This is a genomic window from Pseudomonas sp. NFR16 (genome assembly GCF_900108875.1).
Taxonomy (GTDB): Bacteria; Pseudomonadota; Gammaproteobacteria; order Pseudomonadales; family Pseudomonadaceae; genus Aquipseudomonas.
Map to the genome: position 1 here is coordinate 289,968 of NZ_FNYJ01000001.1, position 17,214 is coordinate 307,181.

Consider the following 17,214-nt stretch of genomic DNA (forward strand, 5'->3'; position numbering starts at 1 on the left):
GACCATTGCTCAGGCACTGAACAGCTGGCTGATGTGTTCTGACAGTGCGGCGACGTCTTTGCCCAGCAGCCAGTCCAGCGTCAGGTAAACCCCCACGCAGACCAGCGCGATGAGCGCCAGATAGAGCCAGACCGGGACTTCATGGCGCAGCATCTGCGAGACCTGATCAGGCAGCGCCCAGTCGGGCGACAGCGCTTTGGGCGTCTTGCGGTACCGTGCGATGTCCTGACCGAGGGTATTGGCCAGATAGCGCAGCTGATCTTTCTCACTCAGGCCAAACTTGCCTTCGAAGCCCAGTGCCAGGCACAGGTGGTAAACCTCCAGCACATCAAGGTTGTTTTTCACGTCGGCACGCAGCGAGTCGATCTTCTCGAAAAAGCCTTGGCCGGCCAGGTGCACGCCGAAGTAGCGGAACTGCAGGGGCGACAGTTCGAAGTGGCGGCGCAACTCGTTGTCTCCCGAGCGCAGCACGCTTTCATCCAGAAACGCGCACAGCGCGTACTGCGTGTCCTTGACCTGATCGACGCTGTAATCGGCGCTGCGTGCATCACGCTCCAGCTGGGTGAAGAACCCGTCGACACTGGCTTCGAAAGCGCTGATCGACGTCACCTGGCGACCACGACGTACAATCAGCGCCATGCTGATGAAGTCCTTCACCAGATCTTTCAACGTGGGTTTTGCGACAGTGGCGGTCGTTGCGCCTTGCATCACGGCTTCGTTCATTTGAGGACCGCCATCAGTTCAAGCTTGAGATTGGTGAAGGCACTGGGTGCGTAGAAAGAAATGGCCTGGGCACTCATCATGCGTTCGTAGACGCGGCCATGAGGCTCGATGGAGAAGTAGTGGTTGTCCAGCCGCACGGGAATTGCGTTGGGCAGCCGAGTGGAGTGGTTGAGCGTGACGCCGGGCATCGCGCTGTTGACGACCACTTCGATGTCTTCCGGCGAGCCGACCTTGAAGGCCCGAGGCACCAGCTCCAGCAGACTGGAACCGGGCATGTCGGCGTGCACCGAAATATAGAAGTCGGCTTCGGCAAGGCGCGGATCGTGCAGCTGGCCCTGCCAGTACGATGGCTTGGTCTGGGTCAGGTTGATCATGATGCACTGGTTCGGAATGACGTTATCGAGCAGCACCCGGATCATCTCGTCGAGCTTGACCAGCGAGGTCGCCGGATCGTGATGGTCGTATTCGGGGATATCGTTGAGCTCGGTATCCAGAGAGAACGTCAGCAGTCCGCCCGCGAGTTCCGCCAGGAACAGATAAAGACGTTCCGGGTGCAGGCGCGGGTGGGCGAGCAGATGCGCCAGGTTCGGGTACGCACGGTTCACTGTATTGAGCAGCCAGAACAGCGTCACATCGCTGGAGCCGAACTCGGCGATCTGGTCGGCACGTTCGCGACGCCGGCCTGACAGTGCCTTGCTTTTGGATTGCAGCGCGCCGAGCAAGCGTTTGCCCAGACCGATCAGCGTCTCGTGATTGCCCAGGTGCAAGGTGGGATGCACGAAGTGCGTGTCCAGATTGAATCCGCCGATGTTATTGCGCGACAGTCGCGCCACCGGGCAGTAGCTGTAGCCGTCCAGCGTGTCGCCGTCGACCAGCATCACCACGTTCAGCCGCAGGCTGGTGATCTCGTTCTCCAGATCGCCCTCGTTCAGGTCGGGCAGGGTGTCGAACTGCTTGCGAAACCGTCGCGCACTTTTCTGCTCCTGACCGTCCTCGACGTAATTCAGACCGAATGGCTCGGGCAGTTTCAGTGCCGCGTAGACCTTGAAATCATTGCCCTTGAGCAACTCCCTGAGGTCGCGGGCGGCCGGCAACGGGTCGTGCTGGGGTGCATCGAACAGGCTGCCGTCAGGAAACACCAGCTTCAGTCGTTTGAGCTGCAACGAGCCGTTGGCCAACGCTTCTTCATCGATCTGCAGCGTCTGCACGCCCCAGTGAAACGGCGTGCTGCGCAAGGTCGATTCGGCGAGCTGGTGCTGGTGGAACTCGTCCTGATATTGAAAATGCTGCGGCAGAAGGAACATCCCTTCGGACCACATCACACGGCTCTGCTTACTCATGAACGCCTTCCAGGAGTGAATCGAATTTTGATTGCATGCCTTTCTGCGCGGAGTCGACGGCGCTGTCTTGGGCTTTCTGAACCATCGCGTCCTGCATTTTTTGCGCGAGGGTCGGGTTGGCCGCGTCCTGCGGCAGGGCATTGTTTTGGGCGATCTGGGCTTCGGTCGGTGTCTGGCGCAACACATCGGCGCCGCGCACGGCCACCACCTGGTTGTTGTCGACCAGCACGCGCAGGCCATCGGATGAGAACCAGATCCCGTCCTTGCGCAGCGAGTTGGCGTCGAAGGCGACTTTCCATCGGCTGTTTTCTTCCGAGCGGAAGAAGGCGGCAACGCCGACATAGCCGGTGGCCTTGTTCAACGGCCATTGGTTGTTCTGCCCCATGCCCGGCAGCAAGGTGATTTCCTGGCTGTCGAGCAGCGTATTGCCGAGCGCGCGTTGCGGGTCGTCCCACAGGGAGTCGGCGTCGGTGGACGCAAAACGCTCAAGTGCCGTGAGCTGATAGACCCGCAGCACCACCGACAGCGGTTTGCCCGAGTCGTCCGGGTTAAGCTGATTGCCGCCGTCGGAGGTCAGGATCACCTTCTCTTTATCGCCGAACAGCATGTCGCCCGCCCATGTGTCGTCGACGCGCTTGCTGGCCCGGTCGGTGATGCCGCAGGCGGTCAGCGCCATCACCATCGTCAGGACGGTGAAACCCTTGATCCAGCCTGCGCTGGCACGTTCCATGTTGTGCATCTTCATGACTACTACCTATGAATGCTCGAATCAGGTGAGGCGATAGGCGAAGTCGCCGTCGCTGCCCAGTTCGATGTCCAGCCGTTGAATCGGTTTGTCCTGGGCCATGCGTTCGAGCACGTGCTGGGCAAGCTCAGGCATGAGCGTCTTGGACAGAATGTTGTCGATGTTGCGCGCGCCGCTGTCGACCTCGGTGCAACGTGCTGCAATGGCCGCCACCAGCGACTCGTCGTAGCCGAGCACGGCCTGATGATTGCGCTCGAAACGCTTGCGGATGCGCTCCAGCTTCAGGGCGACGATGCGTTGCAGAATCGCGTCCTTGACCGGGTAGTAAGGGACGATGGACAGGCGGCCGAGAAACGCCGGCTTGAACACCTGATTCAACTCATCGCGCAGGCCCTCGACGATTTCGTCAGGCGTCGGTTGCTCGGCCGCGTTCAGGCACCACTGCATGATCCGGTCGGTGCCGGTGTTGGACGTAAGGATGATCACGGTGTTGCGGAAGTTGATCTCGCGACCTTCGCCGTCGTCCAGCACGCCTTTGTCGAAGACCTGGAAAAACAGCTCCAGCACATCGGGGTGGGCCTTTTCGACTTCATCGAGCAGCACGACGCTGTAGGGTTTGCGCCGTACCGCTTCGGTCAGCACGCCGCCTTCACCATAGCCGACATAACCCGGCGGCGAGCCCTTGAGGCTGGAGACGGTGTGCGCTTCCTGATACTCGGACATGTTGATGGTGATCACGTTGCGTTCGCCGCCGTACAGCGTGTCGGCCAGCGCCAGTGCGGTTTCGGTCTTGCCGACGCCGCTTGGACCCAGCAGCAGAAAGACGCCGATGGGCTTGTTCGGATCTTCCATGCGCGCCCGGGAGATCTTGAGGCGCTTGCCGATTTCCAGCAGCGCGTGGTCCTGGCCCAGTACACGCTCGCCCAGAAGTTCCGGCAGGCGCTGCACGGTCTCGATTTCGTCACGCAGCATCTTGCCCAGGGGGATGCCGGTCCAGCCGGAAATCACTTCGCCAATGGTACCGCCATCCACCAGCGCGTGAACCAGCGGCTGTTCGCCTTGAACGGCTGCAAGCTCGGCGCGCAACGCCGAAATCTCCTGGGCATCGGGCGTTTCGCTGACGCTGGTGCGGGCAAGTTGCTCGACCAGTTCCAGCTCGCGTCTCCATTGTTGCTCGAGGGCTTCGCGTTGCTCCCGTGCCACGCCCAGCTCTTCGCCAAGTGCCGCGAGGCGACGAGCATGATCGCTGCCTTTGGCCGCTTCCTGCTGCAATACGGTGATTTCCGCCTCGACGTTTTCAATGAGGCGTTTGCAGTCTTCCAGCGCGCCGGGTTGGGCCGATTGCGCCAGCGCCACCCGCGCACAGGCGGTGTCCAGCACGCTGACCGCTTTGTCCGGCAGTTGGCGTCCGGTGATGTAGCGATTGGACAGGCGGACGGCCTGCACCAGCGCTTCGTCCATCACCGTCACCTTGTGGTGCTCCTGCATTTTGCCGAGCAGGCCACGCAGCATGTGAATGGCTTTGTCTTCGTCCGGTTCTTCGACCTTCACCACCTGGAAGCGGCGGGCGAGGGCGGCGTCTTTCTCGAAATACTTCTTGTACTCCGCCCAGGTCGTGGCCGCGATGGTGCGCAATTCACCACGGGCCAGCGCAGGTTTGAGCAGGTTGGCGGCGTCGTTCTGTCCGGCCTGACCGCCCGAGCCGATCAGCGTGTGGGCTTCGTCGATGAACAGGATGATCGGGTGCAGGCTGCGCTTGGTTTCTTCGATGACCGATTTCAAACGATTCTCGAATTCTCCCTTCACGCCGGCGCCGGCCTGCAACAGGCCCAGGTCCAGGGTGTGGATCGCCACGTCCTTGAGCACCGAAGGCACGTCACCCTGCACGATGCGCAGCGCCAGACCTTCGACCACTGCGGTCTTGCCGACGCCGGCTTCGCCCGTGAGGATCGGGTTGTTCTGCCGACGACGAGTGAGGATGTCCACCATTTGCCGCACTTCGAATTCGCGACCCAGCACCGGATCGATGCGGCCTTCGCGGGCGCTCTGCGTCAGGTTGACGGTGTACTGGTCCAGCGCAGGCGTCTTGCCGTTGCCAGCGAGGGGGCGACCGGCACTCGCCCCCGACGTGCCCAAGGGCTTGGCCAGTCGCGATTCCGGGCTTGATTCGACCAGCGCTGCGAGGTTGACCCGCAGATCGTCGGCGTTGATTTTTTCCAGTTCGACGGCCGAGCCGACCACGACGCGGCGCAGCTCATCGTCGTCCAACAGGGCCTGAATCAGGTAGCCGGTGCGAATCTGGCTCTGACCGAACTCGATCGAGGCCAGCAGCCACGCCTGTTCGATCATGCGGGTGATGTGCGGCGACAGCGCGGGCGTGCGGGTGTTGCCCTTTTTGAAGGTGCCCAGCGCCGTGACCAACTGCGCCTGCAAGCGCTCAGGCATGACGTCGTAATGCCGAAGGATGGCCGGCAGGTCGTTGTCGTTGCCTTCAAGCAGTTGCAACAACAGGTGCTCGACTTCAACGTCGTAATGATGCTCGGAAAGGCACAGTGCGGCGGCGGCTTCTGTGGCTGTACGACTGGTTTCGTTGAGCTTGGCGAACAGCGACTTCAGGTTCACAGGGAGACCCCATCAAAAGGAATATGGAAAACGGCACAGCGGGAAGGCTCGACCTCGACGTCCGGGCGTTTGAGCCAGCCCAGCCAGCCCAGGGCAACGTTGCCTTGACGACCCAGCCGCGCGAGCGGCACGGCCTGGCGCGCGAGGGTGGGCGCGATCTGAAAGTCCAGTTGGGCGCCGACGTAAAAGCGCACCAGTTCCACCAGTTTCCGGTAGTCCTGTGTGCCTGGCTGAAAGCGCTGGTAATCGGCCAGTTGCAGCGGGCCGATGTCGATGCGTACACACGACTGATAATCCCAGACGCGATTGCCCGCCACCGCGCTCTGTCCGAGGACGGCATTCTTGCGACCCAGTTGCGTCCACTGGTTGACATCGAGCTTCAGCCAGCGCCCGGCAAACTGACTCACCTTGAACGGCAGCGAGAAATAAAAGCCGAGCATGGCCTGCAGGTTCAGTGCGTTGCGCGGCTTCTGCGCGAACATCCCGGAGAAGTAGCTGAACAGCTCCCGACGCAACGGCGAGCCATTCGGGCCGAACTTCTGTTTCTGCGCCTGGGGCCCGAAACCCACCAGGTTGAGCAGGTAACGGTCGAAGTTCGACGTGCCGGTGCGCTCGTACTCGATGTAGAACTTGTACTTTTGCCAGGCCTCGTAAAACAGCGTGGTCATGCGATGCGAAAACAGATCGAGAAAAGCGTGCGCAGCGTCGTCGCGGTATTGAATGTGCCGTTCCATCAGCAGTTCGGTGTAAGGACGCGGCAGGACGCCGGACGGGCCGACCAGCCCCATGAACGTCACCTGCACCTCCGACAGTGGCAGGCCGGTGGCCGATACGTTGCCTTCGCGCTCGAACTTCAGGTCGCTGACTTCACTCGCCGGAAAGTTGAGTGACAACTGCGAACGAAAGCGCAGCGGATCTTCATGCGGCCGCGTCTGCAGGTCCATGCGCCCGTTCCTGCTGTAATGCAGGCGGAGCAGGCGCACCAATTGAAAGAACTCGAATCGGTGCGGCTCAGCCCGTGCCTGGTCGATCAGACCAGGGGTTGATCGCCGGTTCGCGGGGGCCATTGGACCACTCTCTTTTCGCGCTGCAAGGTGCGTAGGGTTAATTGGGTAAAGCTGTTGATCGAGCAGTACTGGCCGAAAAAATGGTCCAGCACCATGCCGAACAGGAACACACCGCTGCCGGTGTACTGGCTTTCGTCGAAGGTGAGGGTAATGCCGACGCCGCGAACGAAATTGGGGCGCGGATGGCCGATGCGAGCGACCACCGGCTCGCTGGCGACCGAGACGATGCCATTGATCTGCTTACGGATCGCCGAGGTGTTGCGGTAGTTGTACAGCGACAACAGTTCGAGCAGCACTTCACGGCCTTTGGACACCAGCGACATGTGGTTCAGCGACAGGTGCGAGATCAGCTTCCAGACCACGCCATTGCCCAGCGGCACGCGTACCGAAGCGGTAGGCTTGCGTAGGCAGCGGATGTCCTTGATCACCGAGCTGGCCGGAATGTTGAAATCGCCCCGCTCGCCGCCGAACGGCAGCATCAGCGGCATGTCGCGGTTGCTGCAGGTCAGTTTCAGGCTCAGCGTGTCGTTGCTGGAATTGATCAGTTCAAGATCGCGGTCGACGACCCGGATGAACATGTTCGTGCCATCGTTCTGACGGTTTTGCACCGGGCGACGGCGGGCGATCCAGAAACTGTTGCCTGGCCCTTGATCGGCCCGCGGCTCGAAGAACGGATGGCAGGTCGCAACCTGATCGATGCCGCCGAGTTTCGTGACACGGCGCACGCGATCGATGGACACGACTTCGGCGGACGACTGCAGACGCACATCAGGTGTGACGGCGTATTCGTGCTGTGCGTGGGTCAGCGTGATCGGCTCGGCCTGCTGGCGGAAGAGGTTGATGATCGGCGTGCAGTTGAGCTTGAAGTTGGCGCGCCCGATGTTCTGCGTCAGCCGCGCCAGGCGGTCGTTCAGGTCGTAGTCGGAAAAATAGAAGTTGATCTCGACCTTCTGCAGCGCCTTTCCGGCGAGGATGCGGCCAAACCCGGACAGGTCGAAAAACATGAATTTGTCCGGGAAGGTGAAGTATTCATGCAGCAGGCGATACCCCAGAAACGAGCGTTCGGAGTAATCCACCAGACCTTCGTCCAGCCCATAACCTACGGCTTTGAGCGCGCCGGCCGGCAGCGCCACTTCCCGGCTGCGACCTTCGTCCTCGAAAGTGACCGTCGCCTTGGCGAGGTTGTTGAACAGCAACTCATACAGCTGCAGCATCAACGTGCTTTCGCCATCGAGGAAGAACCGCAGGCTGTCCATTTCCATCTGGCCGAACAGCGCGTCGGTGGTCGTGCCCAGACCGATACGCAGGTGGGCCACCAGATCGGCGCTGTGGCCGTTGAAGGCCGAACGTTCCATCTCGACGAAGGAGGCCTGTTGCACCGCGATTGGCCAGAGCTCCACCGGGTAGCACGTGCGGAATTTGCACACCACACCGTCCACCGGGTTGGCGCGAATCTCGGTATGCCGGGCGACGCGATAGGCTTCAGTGACTTTTTCGTTCTTGCCCATGCTGAACTCGACGATGGACATCGACGGGGTAGGGCGCAGGTAGTGCGGGTACAGCACCTCGAGGAACGACTCGACGATCTCCGGAAACTCGTCGTCCAGTTTTTTGTGGACGCGGGCTGCCAGAAACGAAAACGCTTCGATCAGACGTTCGGTATGCGGGTCTTCACAGTTATCGCCCTCGATGAGCAACCGTGAAGCGATTTTCGGATACTGGCTCGCGAACTCCTGGCCCAAAAAGCGCAGGTGCGACAGTTCCTTTTCGTAATAGGGGAGCAGGTCGTCGAGCATCAGTTGAGGTTCTGTACTTTGTATTCCTGGGTGTTGACCTGCAGCACCGCGTCAAATGAAACCTGACGCGACACATCCTGCAGGCGCAGTACGGCGTCGACCCGAAAGGTCAGCATGCGTTGGCCGGTCTGTTGGGCCAACAATTGTACTTTCACGCTGCGAAAGCGCCGGTCGCCCACTGAAATCGCCTTCTCCAGCTGGCGCTGAATCAGCAGGCGATCCTGCGGGTCGAGCACACTCTTGCTGGTGAAATCGGGCATGCCGTAATCGAGGATCGTGCCGCTCAACTGGGCGAAGCCGTTGAGCTCTTCGGCGACCAGAGACTGGCGAGTGTTCACCAGAATCTCCAGGTCACGGACGATGCTGGCCTTGTAATCGGCCAGCGAACACAAGCGTTGCGATGACGCTTCGATGGATTGGTGCGGACGGTCGTCCAGCAACCGGTCCAGCAGTGACGGCAACAGCTTGTGTTGGCTACTCATATTGCCTCCCTGGCAACGACATCGATCAGCCGCGTGTGGATTGCGGCAACTCTGCAACCAGGCGCAGGGACGCGGTCAGTTCGTCCAGTTGATAGTGCGGGCGCAGGTACGTCACGGCCTTGTAGACGCCCGGCTTGCCAGGCACTTCAAAGACCTCGGCACGCGCTTCGCGCAGCGGGAACTTGGCCTTGGCTTCCTGGCTTGCGGTGTCGTCGAGCAGCACGTAGCTGGACAGCCACTTGTTCAGGAACAACTCGACGTCCTTGCGCGAAGCGAAGCTGCCGACCTTGTCGCGCATGATCGCTTTCATGTAGTGAGCGATACGCGAGGTGGCGAAGATGTACTGCAGCTGTGCCGAAAGCCGCGCGTTGGCGTTGGCGATATCGGTGTTGTACTGCTTCTGTTTCTGCGTCGACTGCGTGCCGAAGAACGCGGCGTAGTCAGTGCCCTTGCAGTGCACCAGCGGAATGAAACCCAGGTCCGACAGCTCTTTTTCACGGCGGTCGGTGATCGCGATTTCGGTCGGGCACTTGAGGGCAATTTCGCCATCGTCGGTCTTGAACGTGTGGGTCGGCAGGCCTTCCACCAGACCGCCGCCTTCGACGCCGCGAATCGCCACGCACCAGCCGTAACGGGAGAACGCATCGGTCACGCGTGTGCCCAGGGCGTAGGCGGCGTTCATCCACAGGTATTTGTTGTGGTCGCGACCGTCGACGCTTTCGACGAAGTTGAATTCCTCCACCGGCGTGGTATCTGGCCCGTACGGCAGACGACCTAACACGTGGGGCAGGGTCAGGCCGACGTAGCGAGAGTCTTCGGAGTTACGGAAGGACTTCCACTTGGCGTATTCGACGGTGTCGAAAATCTTCGCCAGGTCACGCGGGCCCGACATGTCGGTGAACGAGTCCCAGCCGAACAGCTCAGGCGATGCCGCGGAAATGAACGGCGCATGGGCCGCTGCCGCGACGTGGGAAATCTCTTCGAGCAGGTACATGTCTTCCGGGTTGCGGTTGAATTCGTAATCGCCCAGCAGCATGCCGAACGGCGCGCCACCGAAGGTGCCGTACTCTTCTTCGTAGATCTTCTTGAACAGCGCGCTCTGGTCGAATTCCGAGGACGCCTTGAGGTCGCGCACCAGGTCTTTTTTCGAGGCGTTGAGCAGGTGAATCTTCAGCGTGGTGCTGGTTTCGGTCTGATCGACCTGATATTTCAGGCCGCGCCACGATGCTTCCAGCTGCTGAAATTCGCGAGCGTGCATGATCTCGTTCATCTGCTCGGAGAGCATCGAGTCGATTTCGGCGATCCGGGCATCGAGCACGGCAATCAGGTCTTTGCTCGGCGTCATCTCGCCTTCGAGGACCTGACCCACCAACTCACCAATCAGATCGCGGGTGCGGGTGCGCTCGGTTTCGGAACGGGCGACGCGGCTTTCGGAAATGATGCTGTCGAGCAGCGAGGACTGTGGCGCGAAGTTTTCCACTTCAACCAGATCGGCGTCCTGCTGAGCTACGGTTTGTTTATCGTTCATCGTCGAGCTCCTGCTTACTCTTTGGCGTCGGTGGCTGGCACAGCGGCTTCACGGCCGAATTCCTTGCCCAGCGTTTTCAGCTTTTCGGTGTTCTGCAACACGTCCATCAGCAGCTCTTCGAGCTTGTCGTTGCCGCCCATCTTGTTGCGCAGGTCGGCCAGTTTGTTGCGGACCTCCAGCAGCTTGCGCAGCGGTTCGACCTGCTTGACCACGTTCTGCGGTTCGAAGTCTTCCAGGGTGTTGAAGTTGAGCTCGACACCCAGCTGCGTGCCGTTCTTGGCCAGCGTGTTGTCGACCCGATACGCCAGACGCGGCTTGATGCCCTTGAGCACGCCGTTGAAGTTGTCACGGTCGATGAAGATGAACTTGCGGTCCTTGAGCTTTGGCAAAGGCTCCAGCGGATTGCCGGAGAAATCGCCCAGCACGCCGACGACAAAGGGCAGCTCTTTCTTTTCCTGAGCGTCGCCGATGTCCACGTCGTAAGTGATATGAACCCGAGGGGCGCGAACGCGGTCGAGTTTGTGCTGGGTACTTTCCTTCTTCGCCATCGTGATCTCCTGTGCGAGTGACTCGCTGCAATTCGTTTGCGTGTCGGCCCGACGATGAGCCGGCCGCGTTACAGTCCTTCGATCGTCATCAGCAGGCGCTGACGAATCTCATCTTTCATTTCCATGATGCTGTCGTGGCCCACCAGCTCCTCGAAACTGGTGTTGCCGGCGATCTGGGTGCTGCTGCGAATGACCGAGTCGTCCGGCAGCGTCGAGCGCACCGGCGAGCTGATCACGCAGAAGGGCAGGTCGCCGAAATCTTTAAACCGCTCGAAACTGACCGGGAAGCGCAGCCCTTCGAACAGGCGGCCGAGGCCCGGTGATTTACTGATGCAATAGAACAGCACCAGGTAATGCACGACGAAGCGATACAGCTCGGCACTGCTGCGGTTCGGGTCCTTGATGACCTTGCGGAACTGCGCCAGATCGAATGAGTTAAAGCCCACTACCCAGCGCGTCGGGCTGGTGATTCGAATGGTCTGGCCGCTCTGTTCCAGCACCTTGTCGTATTCCAGTGGAAACAATTCGGGGGTGGTGCTGATGAGGTTCAGCGGCACTTCCATTTCATTGACCAATTGGAACGGAGACGCCGCGCCAATTCTGTCGTACAGCTCTTTGAGTTCTTTGAAGTGATGCTGGGTTTCACGACCACTGCTGCGCTGGGCGCCTTGCAGGTATTCGCCAAACAGCGTTTGCGGGCGTATCAGCAATGACAGCGTCGCCAGATAATCCGAAGCCTGCGCTTTGAGCGCGTCGGAAATAGCCCGCGTCTGGCTTCGCAGCTTGATCAATGCTTCTACATCAAACGTCTGAGTCATCGATACATCATCCTTGAACCCTTTCTCCAGACTTGCCGACCAACAACAGGGCAATGAAAGGGCTACACATTTCTCAACCGGCACACCTGCTCGAGAAGTCAGACCGGACAAACAACGTCGCGGAAACTGCGTCGCACAATAGGTGGAAGTGGGGTGCTAGCAAATCGATATTGACTAGCCAGTAGCGTCAGCTCAGGCACCATTTCGCGTAGGAAAGTTCCTACAGACGCCAAGTTTTTCTCGTTTCTGTTACACATCGCAATGATGTCCGAGTGCTACTAGTTACAATTCCGATACACATGAACATCGCTGCAGGCCTTATGAATCAAGGGCTGTGGCGGTTTTTTGGATCCCATAACGATTTGGGAATAAAAGATGAAAAAGGTGAACCGGTTCACCTCGCACGTTACGGATGAGCGCCAACTAAGGGATGACCTTTGTTTTTTGGGGAGGCGTTGATGATGGCAATAGGGGCGGTGGCGAGGCGCTCGGCCGGTCGGACGACAGCCGCATTCGAGTCGAAAAACGAGTGTTGTTGCGAGGTGCGGGTTACGCAGGGATTGGCATCAAGGTATAACGCCGCCATCGAGCTAACTGGTTTTGCGTGTTGGGTTGAAGCCCGCCAGAGAGCTCGTTGAAGCCTCGGCATGGATCGACATCGCCGGGTAGCAGCGAATACGTCACAGGAGTTTTACCCATGCAATGGTTGCGTCGCGTCAGCGCTTTTTTGAGTCGCAAGGAACCTGTTATAGCGTCGCAGGCGAACCGTGTGCAGGAGAACTTGAGCGGGTTATCGGCGTACGAGGTGCGCCAGCCCTTGTCCGTGCCGCCGCCCGGGTGCCCGCCGCTGGGCCGGGAAAATGAGGCATTACGCAGTCGCTATCTGGCGTTCATCGACCACGCTCAAGCGCATTATCCCCAAGCGCTGACCGACGCTTGCCGTGCTCAAGGGCAAGAACTGGCGCAGGCCTTACATTCAAAAGCGCTTGACCTCAGCTACGCCAAAGGGACTGACAATTCTCTGGACATTTACTGGTTCATGCAGTGTGCGGCATTGGTTTCACTGTTTGCCGATGGCGCCGCGTCGGAGGCGTTCAGCCGTTACAGAAAGGACGTGCATGCCTACACGAACAACGAATTGACGCGTGATCAGATCCAGTCTTTTGACCTTTACGTTCGTGCCTTCACCCCTGAACTGCAATCTGGCAACGTGCTGTTGATGCGCGGCATGCAGGACGTCCGGTTGCCCAGTGAGCCCCTCCCTCAGCGTACAGACATGGACGAATTGCTTTCGTTTTTGCCACGCCTTTACCCCAATGGCGTTGCCATCAAAACCTACACGGTCCCCGACGGTACTCATTGGCCTATTTACGCTGCAGTGGTCGAGGATTTTTATCGCGCCGTCGCCAAGGAATGCTGGAATGACTTCGATTACTTAAAACATGGCGCCGGATTGATGATCGAAATTGAACCTTATATCGCCCAGGCGAGCCTGGCCGACATACAGAGCATGTTGACCTGGTGCCTCAGAGGCGAGCGCTTTTGCGATGGGCACAACGGCTCGGTGATCGAAGAGGGCTATGTGCTGAACATCTTGCGCAGGCTTCAAGTGCTGCGTGCCGAAATCAAATGACAGTAAAGCGTCGAGAGCAATCGATGAAGTTCGTCAGTCTCGTTTGTCAGCAGGCGCCCGTCGATGCTTGGTCCAGACATACATCAAGTGTTGCGATGCCACGCCAGCTCAGGTTTTGAGTCGCCTAGCGATAGTTCGAGAGGCTTTCTGGAGGCTGGCCATCCGGTAGCTGGATTTTCAGCCCGCGTGCGATCTGGTCACGGATGTGGTCGGCGATAGCGAGTGCATCTGAATGCTCCGGATCATCTCGATGGAAATCCTCTGCCGGCCAGACAAAGATCTTGAGCCTGTGCAGTTGAGCTTTGTCTTTCTCGACGCCCAACACCACATTTCTCAGAAATTCAAGGTTGTAGAGCAGGCCGGAATACACGGCGTCCCTTGAGCCCGTTTCCAGTCTCGACCGCGTCATGCTGATGGCGTCGTCAATGTAATCGATGGCTTTTTTCAAATTCCAGGTTCCTTGGTGTCAGTCGTGTATTCAAACGCTAGATGGCAGTGCCTCTGTTCCATCCTGGTTTCTGTATCAACAGTTCGTCGAGTTCATGTCGGCGGCATCGGTTTACGAATTCGACAGCGGCGTCCACATCGTTCTGGAAGCATTCGAACGTCTGTTGGTCTATTGCGTAGTACTCTTCGTAATCGGTTAACCGGTTGCTTACCGGAAAAGAGACATAAAATCTGCCGGACTTTTCCTCGATGCCGAGAGAAAAGAATTCTTTGCGGTTTACGTAAGTGTCAGTGAATTTCATACTTGACCTTCATGTTTTGCCACAATGTATCGTGCGACGGTATAAATAGTGCTAATGCGTACCCATGTATTTACTACCGACACGCTAACGCTTATTTAGCCTGTCATCGATCAAATGTGGGGGTTTTTCGTACAATCCAGCTCAACTGTCCTTCGGTACAAAATCCGGTCCGCCAAGTTTATCCCTCACGTGGAGGGCGGTGCGCAGTAAGGGCTCCCATAGGCCAAGACGGCTATTCCAGAGGGCACCAGCCCATCGTAAGTCTCGCATGAGATCCTCTTTCTGTTCTTCCAGGCTTGACTTGAGGTCATTGGCAACAGCACTCAGGTCTATTATTGGGAGCGATGCATAGGGCCCACCTGGCTGCACTTGTTTTTTTGGGAGAAAATAGCGATAGCACCAAACCCAGTCGACCGCCATGGAAAGCGCTCGGTTTCGGTCTGGATAATTAGCGATCAGCTTTAACAAAGCTTGAACGAACATCTGTGGGAGCGCGGTATTGCGAGCTTTGAATTGCGGCATGAAGAGCACGTCAAACGCGACGATAACATTCTGAGGATCATCATGATCGTTCTTGGTTTCGAGAAAATAGAAGGGTTCACCGGCCAGAAATCTGTCGAGTTCATCATTCTGCAGTGCAAGTTCAAGTACGTCGCCTGGTTCTGTGATCATAGAATCCTCTAGAGTGCTTCAGTGGCATACTCGGCCGCAATGATGATCAAACCCAATACAGGGTGTACGGTTATTCCCGGCGCGTAGCAACGCGGACATGGAGCAATGATTGTGTCTATCGGAATGGTGCTCATCAGGTCTAAGCTCGTGTATGGATAGTCGCATTACACGCTTGTAACGCACCATCCTCTTTATTTCTTTGGGTCAAAATTGGAGTGTTACCGAGAGTTCCTGCATAGGGCAGAGTATTCGATATAGCATTTACTTACCGTCCTGGCCATTATTCCTAGACTCGATCCATAACCTCAGCGACTCTGGTTCGCCGCCGGTCACCTCTATCGAAAAATCAGCGTATGCGTCTTCAAGCTCCCCGTACTGTTGAAGATTTCTTTCGGTAAAGCGATACCTGCCAGGTAAAGCTCCTACCTGTATTGGTTCGGATAAGTTTCCCGACTTTGCGAGCTCCAATAACGGTTTCAAATCGGAATGGAGAGCAGCAGCTTCGGGGTCTAATTTTGAATACTTATCAAGTTTGTCTTGTAGATTCAAAGCAGTGTTCCTTAGTTTGGTGATGTTCATTTTTAATTTCCTATGGTGCCTATTTTTTCGGCTGGAGCCCAAAGCCCACGATTCGGTATTAAAAACTGCTTTGCGCCGCCGGTTCGCAGGATGGCTCCGCCCAGTTCGCTTGTCTGTGCAACTTCGCTGATGTAGACCTTTGAGGGCTCCAGTGGTGTAATTTTATAGATGGTATATTTTACTCCCTCACTATTCAACGGCAGACCAAACGCGTCAGCTAATGTTGTTCGAGAACTGGCTGCTCTTTTAAACTCTTCAAGTGAGGTGAAATAGGGCGAGAAGCTAGGCTCAGGACCGCCCTCAACGACGATTTTAATCAAAGGTGAGTTTATAGTTTTCGCTACTGGCAACTCTTTGCCTGATGCGAGCTGCACTCGGACTCGATCATAAATAGTTTTAAATGGTTTTGAGGGGTCTGCCGCTGCCGCTTGGTTGAGATAAGAGCGGCCTTCTGCGGTCGCAAGATATGCATCTATTTCAGCGTTTTGCACGCCAATTGTTTCAAACGTTGAGAATCGGCTTATTTGCTTTTCTACGGGTACAAATACTGGGTCTTGCTTTGCGTAGTATTCCCTCATCGCCAAGAGTTGCGGATCTGGCTCCTTCCACGGCCCTACTTCCTTCATCTGCAAATCCGGCTCGTCCAGAATGGCACGCTCGTTACGCGCCAACCAGTCCGCGAATTTCCTATTCGATATTTCTGCCTGAAGCTTAGCGCTGCGCGTTGCGATGCTATCTAAAGCGCCTGTTACACCTGTCCTAAGCTGACCACGAGTGAGATAGGTCACTATCGCGGTCAGTAACAACAATACGAGTTGTTCCTGCCCTCTGGCTAACTGCCGGGCGGCTCGTTGGGTACGTTCCAAAATTGTTGCCGCAGACGCACCGGTAGGATCAAGTCCAGGTGGTTTCAGACCTTCTTCAGCATGCCAAGCTGTAGTGAGCCCATCCCACAATGTCTCGGCACATGGCTGTAAACCCGCGGCGAAATAACCTGTGATTGACCAGAGACCTAGTGTGGCAAGTATCAAATTGCCTACCTGCAAGCCGATGCTGCCACCGGCTACTGCTCCCGGCAGCGCACCCGCGCCAAAAGCAAGGGAGCCGACTGCGCCTCCAACCGCGCCGCCCACCGCAACGCTTCCCCCCAATATCATCACTACGTCCTGCACCAGCTTGAGCAGCACCGGCAAGATTTCCGTAATGTTGATCGACGCCCACTTGCGCGTCAGGTCGCTCTGCACTATCGGGTAGGAGAGGGCCATCGCCTGGCGGACGTAGTCGATCCGGTGGCCGCCCATGGCGCCATAAGCCTGACTTGCACCGTTACTGACTCGGCGGGTGAAACCGTCCCAGCCGTCATGGGCGCTCTGCAAACCGTGGCTGACGCTCTGGTTCAGTTCGCTGAATTTATGGTCCAGATTTCGTTCGATGTCGTCCCAACTGGGCACGTGGGCTAAAAGATCCATTTACACATCACTGTCCTTGGTTGAGAGCCGGTCGTGGAGACGGGTCGCGATACGGCGAATGACTCGATATCAGGTAGCCACTAGTGCCGGTCAGACCGCTACTTGAACATTAAATTTCCAGAAGCGCTGCATTTTTCTCAAATGCGTTACACTCGGCAATGATGTCATATGGATAGCACTTCTCGCATATAGCCCGTTAATCCGCTGTTATGGCTCGAATTATTCTGCTTTTGCCAGACTGAATATCCGGCAATCTCACCCCAACAGTGAACGGGTGCACTGCGAATGACTTCGCAAAAACCGGTCAGCGGGTTGACATGACACCGCCCGGGAGTGTCTCCTTCCTCGCTTTCGGACACTTGTAACAATTATGAGACTGTGACTCTGTTCGCTTTTCTGGCGCGCTAGTGGCACTTTCACATTGTTTCGCGGTCGCATTGTCC

Annotated in this window: 15 protein-coding genes; 1 reads left to right on the forward strand and 14 read right to left on the reverse strand. The window is 57.7% G+C overall.

Features of this window, described 5'->3' with window-relative positions; translation table 11 throughout:
• Positions 1-9: 9 nt before the first annotated feature.
• The 10 genes from icmH to BMZ10_RS01425 all read right to left on the reverse strand — a co-directional run bounded on the left by icmH (position 10) and on the right by BMZ10_RS01425 (position 11,669).
• Positions 10-723, reverse strand: coding sequence for a type IVB secretion system protein IcmH/DotU (gene icmH / locus BMZ10_RS01380; protein WP_093458276.1), 714 nt, complete (start codon positions 721-723; stop codon positions 10-12).
• Positions 720-2,063, reverse strand: coding sequence for a type VI secretion system baseplate subunit TssK (gene tssK / locus BMZ10_RS01385; RefSeq protein WP_093458277.1), 1,344 nt, complete (start codon positions 2,061-2,063; stop codon positions 720-722). The genes icmH and tssK overlap by 4 nt, the downstream gene beginning before the upstream one ends.
• Entirely contained in the window at positions 2,056-2,793 is a 738-nt protein-coding gene (gene tssJ, locus BMZ10_RS01390) for a type VI secretion system lipoprotein TssJ (RefSeq protein ID WP_177182067.1), read from the reverse strand. The genes tssK and tssJ overlap by 8 nt, the downstream gene beginning before the upstream one ends.
• A 39-nt stretch (positions 2,794-2,832) precedes the next feature.
• Positions 2,833-5,430 carry a type VI secretion system ATPase TssH gene (gene tssH / locus BMZ10_RS01395; RefSeq protein WP_093458278.1) on the reverse strand — a complete coding sequence of 866 codons (2,598 nt, stop codon included), beginning with the start codon at positions 5,428-5,430 and terminating at the stop codon, positions 2,833-2,835.
• Complete coding sequence (gene tssG, locus BMZ10_RS01400; protein ID WP_093458279.1) at positions 5,427-6,497, reverse strand: type VI secretion system baseplate subunit TssG; 1,071 nt, start codon at positions 6,495-6,497, stop codon at positions 5,427-5,429. The genes tssH and tssG overlap by 4 nt, the downstream gene beginning before the upstream one ends.
• Positions 6,461-8,293 (reverse strand): type VI secretion system baseplate subunit TssF, encoded by a 1,833-nt coding sequence (gene tssF / locus BMZ10_RS01405; protein WP_093458280.1) that lies wholly within the window; start codon positions 8,291-8,293, stop codon positions 6,461-6,463. The genes tssG and tssF overlap by 37 nt, the downstream gene beginning before the upstream one ends.
• Positions 8,293-8,775 (reverse strand): type VI secretion system baseplate subunit TssE, encoded by a 483-nt coding sequence (tssE, locus tag BMZ10_RS01410; protein ID WP_093458281.1) that lies wholly within the window; start codon positions 8,773-8,775, stop codon positions 8,293-8,295. The genes tssF and tssE overlap by 1 nt, the downstream gene beginning before the upstream one ends.
• 25 nt (positions 8,776-8,800) lie before the next feature.
• Entirely contained in the window at positions 8,801-10,303 is a 1,503-nt protein-coding gene (tssC, locus tag BMZ10_RS01415; protein WP_093458282.1) for a type VI secretion system contractile sheath large subunit, read from the reverse strand.
• 14 nt (positions 10,304-10,317) lie between these two features.
• The gene (gene tssB, locus BMZ10_RS01420) at positions 10,318-10,851 is read right to left on the reverse strand and encodes a type VI secretion system contractile sheath small subunit (protein ID WP_093458283.1); all 534 of its coding nucleotides are present in this window, start codon (positions 10,849-10,851) and stop codon (positions 10,318-10,320) included.
• A gap of 68 nt (positions 10,852-10,919) precedes the next feature.
• Positions 10,920-11,669 carry a hypothetical protein gene (locus BMZ10_RS01425; protein WP_093458284.1) on the reverse strand — a complete coding sequence of 250 codons (750 nt, stop codon included), beginning with the start codon at positions 11,667-11,669 and terminating at the stop codon, positions 10,920-10,922.
• Positions 11,670-12,366: 697 nt separating this feature from the next.
• Between BMZ10_RS01425 and BMZ10_RS01430 the strand changes: the two genes are divergently transcribed.
• The gene (locus tag BMZ10_RS01430; protein WP_093458285.1) at positions 12,367-13,302 is read left to right on the forward strand and encodes a DUF6508 domain-containing protein; all 936 of its coding nucleotides are present in this window, start codon (positions 12,367-12,369) and stop codon (positions 13,300-13,302) included.
• A gap of 124 nt (positions 13,303-13,426) precedes the next feature.
• Here BMZ10_RS01430 and BMZ10_RS01435 read toward each other — a convergent pair whose 3' ends face one another.
• The 4 genes from BMZ10_RS01435 to BMZ10_RS01455 all read right to left on the reverse strand — a co-directional run bounded on the left by BMZ10_RS01435 (position 13,427) and on the right by BMZ10_RS01455 (position 16,771).
• The gene (locus tag BMZ10_RS01435; protein WP_093458286.1) at positions 13,427-13,750 is read right to left on the reverse strand and encodes an immunity protein Tsi6 family protein; all 324 of its coding nucleotides are present in this window, start codon (positions 13,748-13,750) and stop codon (positions 13,427-13,429) included.
• Positions 13,751-14,192: 442 nt separating this feature from the next.
• Positions 14,193-14,723, reverse strand: a complete 531-nt coding sequence (locus BMZ10_RS01445; RefSeq protein ID WP_093458288.1) for a hypothetical protein — start codon at positions 14,721-14,723, stop codon at positions 14,193-14,195.
• Between the two features lie 261 nt (positions 14,724-14,984).
• Positions 14,985-15,302 (reverse strand): hypothetical protein, encoded by a 318-nt coding sequence (locus BMZ10_RS01450; RefSeq protein WP_093458289.1) that lies wholly within the window; start codon positions 15,300-15,302, stop codon positions 14,985-14,987.
• Between the two features lie 2 nt (positions 15,303-15,304).
• Positions 15,305-16,771, reverse strand: coding sequence for a DUF6861 domain-containing protein (locus tag BMZ10_RS01455; protein WP_093458290.1), 1,467 nt, complete (start codon positions 16,769-16,771; stop codon positions 15,305-15,307).
• Positions 16,772-17,214 lie beyond the last annotated feature (443 nt).

What these genes read in the sequence shown, in the direction of transcription:
- tssK (WP_093458277.1), bottom strand. Translation starts at nt 2,063, where the DNA reads ATGAGTAAGCAGAGCCGTGTGATGTGGTCCGAAGGGATGTTCCTTCTG.
- BMZ10_RS01455 (WP_093458290.1), bottom strand. Translation starts at nt 16,771, where the DNA reads ATGGATCTTTTAGCCCACGTGCCCAGTTGGGACGACATCGAACGAAAT.
- BMZ10_RS01430 (WP_093458285.1), top strand. Translation starts at nt 12,367, where the DNA reads ATGCAATGGTTGCGTCGCGTCAGCGCTTTTTTGAGTCGCAAGGAACCT.
- icmH (WP_093458276.1), bottom strand. Translation starts at nt 723, where the DNA reads ATGAACGAAGCCGTGATGCAAGGCGCAACGACCGCCACTGTCGCAAAA.
- tssB (WP_093458283.1), bottom strand. Translation starts at nt 10,851, where the DNA reads ATGGCGAAGAAGGAAAGTACCCAGCACAAACTCGACCGCGTTCGCGCC.
- tssF (WP_093458280.1), bottom strand. Translation starts at nt 8,293, where the DNA reads ATGCTCGACGACCTGCTCCCCTATTACGAAAAGGAACTGTCGCACCTG.
- BMZ10_RS01425 (WP_093458284.1), bottom strand. Translation starts at nt 11,669, where the DNA reads ATGACTCAGACGTTTGATGTAGAAGCATTGATCAAGCTGCGAAGCCAG.
- BMZ10_RS01445 (WP_093458288.1), bottom strand. Translation starts at nt 14,723, where the DNA reads ATGATCACAGAACCAGGCGACGTACTTGAACTTGCACTGCAGAATGAT.
- tssE (WP_093458281.1), bottom strand. Translation starts at nt 8,775, where the DNA reads ATGAGTAGCCAACACAAGCTGTTGCCGTCACTGCTGGACCGGTTGCTG.
- tssG (WP_093458279.1), bottom strand. Translation starts at nt 6,497, where the DNA reads ATGGCCCCCGCGAACCGGCGATCAACCCCTGGTCTGATCGACCAGGCA.
- tssJ (WP_177182067.1), bottom strand. Translation starts at nt 2,793, where the DNA reads ATGGAACGTGCCAGCGCAGGCTGGATCAAGGGTTTCACCGTCCTGACG.
- tssC (WP_093458282.1), bottom strand. Translation starts at nt 10,303, where the DNA reads ATGAACGATAAACAAACCGTAGCTCAGCAGGACGCCGATCTGGTTGAA.
- BMZ10_RS01450 (WP_093458289.1), bottom strand. Translation starts at nt 15,302, where the DNA reads ATGAACATCACCAAACTAAGGAACACTGCTTTGAATCTACAAGACAAA.